The sequence below is a fragment of the Pelagibacterium montanilacus genome (assembly GCF_003992665.1).
GTDB lineage: Bacteria > Pseudomonadota > Alphaproteobacteria > Rhizobiales > Devosiaceae > Pelagibacterium > Pelagibacterium montanilacus.
In genome coordinates, this window is sequence record NZ_RZMX01000019.1 from 1 (window position 1) to 6,779 (window position 6,779).

9 protein-coding genes and 2 pseudogenes are annotated in these 6,779 nt (G+C 58.4%); 2 read left to right on the forward strand and 9 right to left on the reverse strand.

Annotated features, from left to right (window positions below; all coding sequences use genetic code 11):
* Positions 1–64 precede the first annotated feature (64 nt).
* Positions 65–1,231, forward strand: a pseudogene (locus tag EO136_RS08500) (IS3 family transposase).
* A 45-nt stretch (positions 1,232–1,276) separates the two neighbouring features.
* Positions 1,277–1,551 (forward strand): annotated as a pseudogene (locus EO136_RS08505) (helix-turn-helix domain-containing protein); the annotation flags it as partial.
* A gap of 121 nt (positions 1,552–1,672) precedes the next feature.
* Here EO136_RS08505 and EO136_RS08510 read toward each other — a convergent pair.
* From EO136_RS08510 to EO136_RS08545, 9 genes are all read right to left on the reverse strand, one after another.
* Positions 1,673–1,879, reverse strand: coding sequence for a hypothetical protein (locus EO136_RS08510; RefSeq protein ID WP_127144027.1), 207 nt, complete (start codon positions 1,877–1,879; stop codon positions 1,673–1,675).
* Positions 1,880–2,075: 196 nt separating this feature from the next.
* The gene (locus EO136_RS19105) at positions 2,076–2,348 is read right to left on the reverse strand and encodes a TraR/DksA family transcriptional regulator (RefSeq protein WP_425466596.1); all 273 of its coding nucleotides are present in this window, start codon (positions 2,346–2,348) and stop codon (positions 2,076–2,078) included.
* Positions 2,345–2,536: a hypothetical protein gene (locus EO136_RS08515; RefSeq protein ID WP_127144028.1), complete on the reverse strand. Its 192-nt coding sequence runs from the start codon at positions 2,534–2,536 to the stop codon at positions 2,345–2,347. The genes EO136_RS19105 and EO136_RS08515 overlap by 4 nt, the downstream gene beginning before the upstream one ends.
* Positions 2,526–2,933, reverse strand: coding sequence for a hypothetical protein (locus EO136_RS08520; protein WP_127144029.1), 408 nt, complete (start codon positions 2,931–2,933; stop codon positions 2,526–2,528). Before EO136_RS08520 ends, EO136_RS08515 begins: the two co-directional genes overlap by 11 nt.
* A 443-nt stretch (positions 2,934–3,376) precedes the next feature.
* Positions 3,377–3,673 carry a hypothetical protein gene (locus EO136_RS08525; protein WP_127144030.1) on the reverse strand — a complete coding sequence of 99 codons (297 nt, stop codon included), beginning with the start codon at positions 3,671–3,673 and terminating at the stop codon, positions 3,377–3,379.
* Between the two features lie 241 nt (positions 3,674–3,914).
* Positions 3,915–4,241: a TraR/DksA family transcriptional regulator gene (locus tag EO136_RS08530; RefSeq protein WP_127144031.1), complete on the reverse strand. Its 327-nt coding sequence runs from the start codon at positions 4,239–4,241 to the stop codon at positions 3,915–3,917.
* A 42-nt stretch (positions 4,242–4,283) separates the two neighbouring features.
* The gene (cfa, locus tag EO136_RS08535; protein WP_127144032.1) at positions 4,284–5,441 is read right to left on the reverse strand and encodes a cyclopropane fatty acyl phospholipid synthase; all 1,158 of its coding nucleotides are present in this window, start codon (positions 5,439–5,441) and stop codon (positions 4,284–4,286) included.
* Positions 5,442–5,473: 32 nt separating this feature from the next.
* Positions 5,474–5,992 (reverse strand): NYN domain-containing protein, encoded by a 519-nt coding sequence (locus EO136_RS08540; RefSeq protein WP_127144033.1) that lies wholly within the window; start codon positions 5,990–5,992, stop codon positions 5,474–5,476.
* A 64-nt stretch (positions 5,993–6,056) separates the two neighbouring features.
* The coding region (locus tag EO136_RS08545; RefSeq protein WP_164730503.1) for a universal stress protein at positions 6,057–6,779 on the reverse strand (723 nt) is incomplete at its 5' end.

A 6,779-nucleotide genomic window follows, 5' to 3' on the forward strand; every position in this document is an offset into this window, starting at 1 on the left:
TGACGTTGCCCCTTGGAGCTAATCCAGTTTGAAATAGACTCTGGCCCATCGAAAAGGACCAGAGATGAAACGCAACAGGTTCAGCGAAGAACAGATTATCGGCATCCTCAAGGAGCATGAGGCAGGCGTTCCGGTCGCCGATTTGTGCCGGAAGCACGGCGTGAGCAGCGCCAGTATCTACAAATGGAAAGCCAAATACGGCGGCATGGATGTGAGCGAGGCCAAGCGGCTTAAATCGCTCGAGGACGAAAACGCCAAGCTCAAGAAGCTCCTGGCCGATACCATGCTCGACAACTCCGCACTCAAGGATCTTCTTGGAAAAAAATGGTAGCGCCCGCCGCCAGGCGAAAGGCGGTCGCTTATCTCAGGGAGACCTTTGAGATGAGCGAGCGGCGGGCGTGCACAGTGCTGGGCTGTTGTCGCATGACCATGCGATATCAGGGCAGCCGCGTGGATGATATCGATCTGCGGGATCGGATGAAGGCAATTGCCCATGAACGCCGGCGCTTTGGATATCGGCGGCTACATGTGCTGTTGCGCCGGGAAGGCTATGTGGTCAACCACAAGCGTCTGTTCCGGATGTATCGGGAAGAGAAGCTATCGGTGCGGCGCAGGGGGTGCCGGAAGCGGGCCTTGGGAACGCGGGCGCCGATGGTCATCCCCATGGCACCCAACGAGCGCTGGTCGTTGGACTTTGTCTCCGACCAACTGACCGACGGGCGCCGGTTCAGGGTTCTGGCCGTCGTGGATGACTGCACGCGCGAGTGCCTGGCGCTCGTCGCTGATACATCCCTCTCAGGTCTGCGGGTTGCCCGAGAGCTCGAAATGATCATGGCGGCACGTGGCAAACCGAAGATGATTGTCAGCGACAACGGCACCGAGTTCACCTCCAATGCCATCCTGGGCTTCGCCGACCGGCACAAGATCGACTGGCACTATATCGCCCCGGGAAAGCCGATGCAGAACGCGTTCATTGAATCGTTCAATGGCAGGCTCAGGGACGAGATGCTCAACGAGACCTTGTTCCCGAGCCTCTCCTACGCACGCATCGCCCTTCGAGAATGGCTGGCTGACTACAATGCCAATCGCCCACACTCGCGGCTGGGCTGGCTCACCCCCCCCACGACGGGACCTGGCGCTGCGCTCAATGGCCAGCTCCGCGCCAGCCCCCGTCTTCCACCAGGCTCGGCAGGGCCAAAACAACTCCAGGAGTCTACGTCACGCTGGATAAAAGTTGGGGGCAACGTCAGATGGTATTGCCGGCGCTCATGGCGCCGATCCGCCCATCTCGACACGTGGAGAGAAGGGACATGTGGTCATTGCCGTGCTGGGGATGGTTGTGCAGATGGATCGCCAGTTCATCAAGGAGCGCCAGCGAGAAGGAATCGAGCGGGCGAAGCGGAGTGGCAGGTACAAGTGCGGCAAGCGCCGCATTGACCGAGACAGTGTACTCGCTCTCCGGGACCAAGGCCTCTCTCCCAGCGCGATCGCCGAGAGATTGGGTGTTCGCGCATGCAGGTCTACCGGATTATTGGACCATTACGTTCGTGAAGAAGCGTTCCCACCTGCATCACCGGATCAGGCAGCACTTCACCTTGTCGATGGTCCGCAAATACCGCTCGCCAGATGGCCATCAGACTAGGAAAGTAATCCGCAATGCGTAGCTCGAGCTCTACCGGTGTTCGGAGTCGTCAGGCACGACCAGATCGCGAAATCTATCGGTAAGGATCACTTCGTCCTTCTCGTCGCTAACGTTGATAAACGTTTCGCCCCGATAATGCTCAATCCAGTGCGTGCCAGATCCATATGTGCGCAGGGCCTGGCCAATAACGCGAACGGCAGCGGAGCCCGCATCATCTCGCAAAGCAAACGACTTCATTTCCAGCTTCTCCTCAACGAGGGGGCAACTTTCTTATGGGCGCGCCACCAACTCCGGAACGATGGCGCCCGCAGCAGCTGGCAATGCATCCATCGGCTCTCGGTCACTTCCAGTTCGCGACCGTCTTGCATGCCCGCCCGCGCGCCAAGCGCAAGCGGGTCTTTGGCCGAACGTTGTTCGACCTACACATGCTTGCCTATACGGTCCGCAAAGCCGCACACTTGGCGCACAGCTTAGTTGTTACGTCAGCGACAAGCCGGTCGGGCTCAATCTGCAGATCGCACGCTATGCAATATCCGAATGTGTCGTTTTCGATCCTGTCCAGAACTGCTTGAAGCCGCTCAACCCTTGCCTGTTCCGGCCCTGTTGGTTCTTGTTTCAGCTTCAATCTCAGGACCGACACCGCGAGCTCATGAGTAGCTCGATTGTACCAGGTCAACTCTTGGCTTGGCGTATAATGGATGTTCACTGCTTGAAACCTCCGGTCTTGGGCTTGATGGCTCTCATCTTGCTTCGGCGCAGAAACTCGACTTTCTGGTTCAGATCACGATCATTCATCGCTGCAACGGTAGGCACCAAGCGGCGTATGTCCGTCAGCGTCGCATTTGGCTTGGCAATCAGAAGCCTTGCGATTGTTGCGTCGTGGTCAATTTCCATGAACGAGCTCCGGTTCGCCTGCCGAGGCCCCCGCTTCACGGCCGCGGACAAGGCTGTCGACATCACTGGTGTCGAGGATTTCAATAAGGATCTCTGAGAGTTCCTGAATCTGACGCGTCTTGGCCGCATCTCTGAGCAGGAACTTGGCGGTATCAATCCGCCAGATGAGATCACGCAACGCCATCAAGGCCGTTTGCTGGACCCTTCGATGCCCTTCGTCATCGTCGATGATTTTCCTCGCAACGGAATAGATCAGGCTATCTGTTGATAGGCACGTTTGTTGTTGAGGTGACTGTTCTGCGGCACTGATGAGCTGGCGCAGAAGCGCGAGGGCGCGGTATTCCGGTTGCCGGATTTTCGCCAGACTCTCAGTGTGGAGTGGTGGTTCTTTTGTCATGCAGGCTCCATCGTTTGCACGGCGAAGTCAGCACGCACATCGAAGCCATTGGCCTGCAGAACCGGAGCCGGTGCCACGGAGACCAAGGGCGCTTTGCGCAGCTACCTCGATACGGGTGTTTCCGAACTCCAGCCCTGCTCTATCAGGGAGGGAGCTTTAGTATAGGTATTGGTGGTCGGCTTGTGAACCCCGAAGCGAGGTTGATCGTCAGCCCCCTGCCTTAATCCTATAGAGATTGTGTTTGGATAAGCCGTCGTGTAACCGGTGGGTCCTGCCTTGCATTCTTTCATCCCGCTGCGAGATGGCTTTCGAGACATGGTCGGGCAGCTGGGAGTATAGCGCCCAGTTCAAGGCAGAGATCCCATAACTCCAGGAGCGATCCCGAGCGCTATTCGGACTGAGTGCCGGGCGAAGCGTATCCCGCTCGCAGAGCCCAAGACCGCTCAACTCATACTGAACGCTCTACCGCTGGGTACGGCGACAGAAACCGTCTCGCTATAGTCAATAAAACTTGCATGCTGGTGCTTCAACAAAAGCAGGTCGTCAGGGGAAGTTATGGCAAGGCACCAGCCCCGATCGCGCGCAAGCGCTCGTGTTCGGCCGCTGCCGAAATCATCAATGTAGCGCACCAATGCCTTCACTTCAGGCCATTTCACGTGGCGCTTTAGATGCACAAGAGAAACGGGACGCGTATCATGGTGCGGCGTTCGCACGTTGCCGTCAAAAACATGTTTGTTCAATAGGAACCTCCAGTAACGTCTGGAGCATACCCATGGCGGTCGCAAAGACTGCGCTGTGCGAAAAACAACAGTCGAGCTCCGTCAGCGTACCATTTTGGAAACCGATGAGTGCGACTGCCGCCACGATTGCGACGTCGTCATCGGTAATGCTGCTGAGCCCACTAAATGTGGGAAGATATTTTAGTTGTAGTCCATTCATCCGCCGTTGTGTAGAGGCAGACACATTATTTCTTCCATCGGTTCAGCGCGCGGCGCAGTGAATGCACTTGGCCGCGGCAGGATCGATCGCCAGACGGCGGGCAGCGATTGTCTCGCCGCATTCAACGCACAAGCCGTACTCCGAATCTTCGAGCCGCCGAAGGGCCGCCTCCAGCTCGATTATGCGGCGTTGGCGCCGGTGCTGGGAGGCATCAGCCATGGCCTGCCCCTGAAGTGCGTCCATACGCGACAATCGCCCAACGCTTTGCTGATCGAGTTCCACCGGCTTGCGGTCACTGAGCGTTGCCTCGGATGCCGACTTCAACTCTTCGAGTTCATCAAGGATTCTGGCATGAAGAACGCCATCCATCAGTGTCTCCCTCAGGCTTGAACATCAAAGGCAAGGCTTTGATCAGCGAATGCTTTTGTAGCCGCCAGCTATGCCCTTTGGCGATAGAACCACTTGCCAAAGCTGGGTATGCCGCGCCCGGAACACCGCGGCACACATCATTAGATAGTAGCGCCACATGCGCCGGAAACGCTCGTCGTATCGCGAGGCGAGGTCGTCCCAGGCTGCGTCGAAACGTGAGAGCCAAGCCATCAAGGTATTGTCGTAGTCGGGACCAAAATTATGCCAATCTTCAAGCACGAAGACGCCCTCAATTCTCCGCGTGATTTGGGCTGGCGACGGTAACATGCCGTTGGGGAAGATGTATTTCTCAACCCAGGGATCGCCGTGCACAGACGAATGATTACCGCCGATCGTATGGAGGAGGAATAGGCCGTCCGGCACTAGAAGCTGGCGGACCTTTTCAAAGTAGCTGCCATAGTTTTTTTGCCCAACATGCTCAAACATACCGACCGACACGATTCGATCAAATTTCCCCTCGAGATCCATGTAGTCAATGAGCTTTGTCTCTATGGGCAGTCCGCGTCGGTTCGCATTGGCATACCGCGCTTGTTCATGGGAGACGGTCACCCCAACTCCTTGCACTCCGTACCGTTCGGCCGCGAACCGGAGCAAGCCGCCCCATCCGGAGCCGATGTCCAGCAATTTCATACCTGGATGCAGGTCGAGCTTGCGACAGATCAGGTCGAGCTTTCGCTCCTGCGCCTCCTCAAGAGTTGAGGCGTTCTTCCAGTACGCGCACGAGTAGATCATCCGGCTATCGAGCATTCGCTGGTAGAGATCGTTGCCGATGTCGTAGTGATTCTCACCAACTTCAAAGGCTCGACTGCGCTGGAAATTGAACAGCCGGCCTCTCGCGATGCTGATGAGCAGCGGGAAATCGCGCCGCAAATGCGATGGGATGTCCGCTTCCAGCAACTTGGTCATCAGCTCATCGACGGCGGGCGCACCCCACCATCCATCCATATAGGATTCGCCGAGGCCGAGGGAGCCGCGCGCAAGCACCCGTTGGTAAACGCGAGGGTCGTTCACCGTTATGTCCCAAGGGCGGGAGCCTCCGATCTTGATGTCAGCCAAGCCGAGCAGATCGGCGATGTGCCTCTCGGCATTGGATGTGCGAGCCGCGCTGGGCCTTTTTGGTGGTGCAAAATAACGGTTCATACTCGCTCGGCGGGCGATCCCGCCCCTCGGTGCTAGTCCATAGATATTTCAGGGAGCAGATCGCGCAACTCAATGAACCTGTCGGCGGCATCCAGTAGAGATCGATGCGGGGCGATGCTCGCCGGAGCAAACAGGGTTGAGACGATCGCAACACTCGCGCCACGTTGCCGGATCCCAGCAACCACGGGCGTAAGCTGGAAATCGCCCGCGAGCACAAAAATCGATTTGCCCTTCTCGGCGCAACGCTGCGCATCTACGGCCAACTCTAGTAAGTTCGTTCCGTAGCGCTGCCTCGGTGCTGGCGGATCGAGAGGCTCGGCACGACCAACCACCGAGATATCATGCGTTTCCAGCCAGGCCCGAAAGCCGGCAAATCGCGCCATTTCGGCTCGGTCGCGCACATCGCGATAGTACCGTATCTCCATCAGACCCTCTGGTGCCGATAGCAGCGGGACCAGCCTGAAGAAATCAATCCTCGTGCCAAATGTCGATCGCAGTCGATCATAGTGAGATCCATCGACAAGCAGGACGGCGCTGAAGGTTTCATCCATACACGTTTCCCCCAAAGCGGCGCACGGCGGGACGGCGCAAAGGTCGCTAGGGATCCCGCTCCTATCAGCGGAACAACATGACCGGAATGAGCACCGAGCGGATCATCTCGGTTGTCGTGGAGCCGATGATGAAGTTCCGGATGCGCGAGTGCCCATAGGCGCCCATCACGAGCAGGCCGATGTCGTTGGCCTTCACATACTCGGCGATCACTTTCTCGGCGTCGCCCGGAATCAGAGACGCATGGGTCTCGAACCCGGCCGCGGTGAGCTTGCGGTTGGCGTTTTCGAGCCGTGAGCGCGCCTGTTCGGTGTCGCTGCCGGCGATGACAAGGTGGCAGGGCGTGCCCGGGAAGAGCTTGCCCTTGGCGATGTGGTCGACGGCCTTGTCCGCGCTGGCCCCGCCATCATAGGCGATCATGAACGCGTTGACCGGCTTGAAGGCGCGGGAGGCGACCATCACGGGTTTGCTGCTCACGCGCGCGACGCGCTCGAGGTTGGACCCCAGATGCATCCTGGCAAAGTCCGCCGCCTCGCCGCGCTTGCCCAGAACGATGAGGTCGGCATCGGCCTCGATATCCTTGAGGACCTCGACGATGTCGCCCCTCAGGAGCCTCGCTTTCGCCTGGCTGACGCCGGCTGCGGCGAGGTGCTGGACGCCTGCATCCACGATGAGCTTGCCGCGCTCCTGGGCCAGGCGCGACTTTTGCGCGTCGTGCTCGGCCAGCTCGTGCAGCAGATTGCTGCGCACGCCGAGCTCGAGGCTTCCGCTCCAGTCCATCGGGGTGTC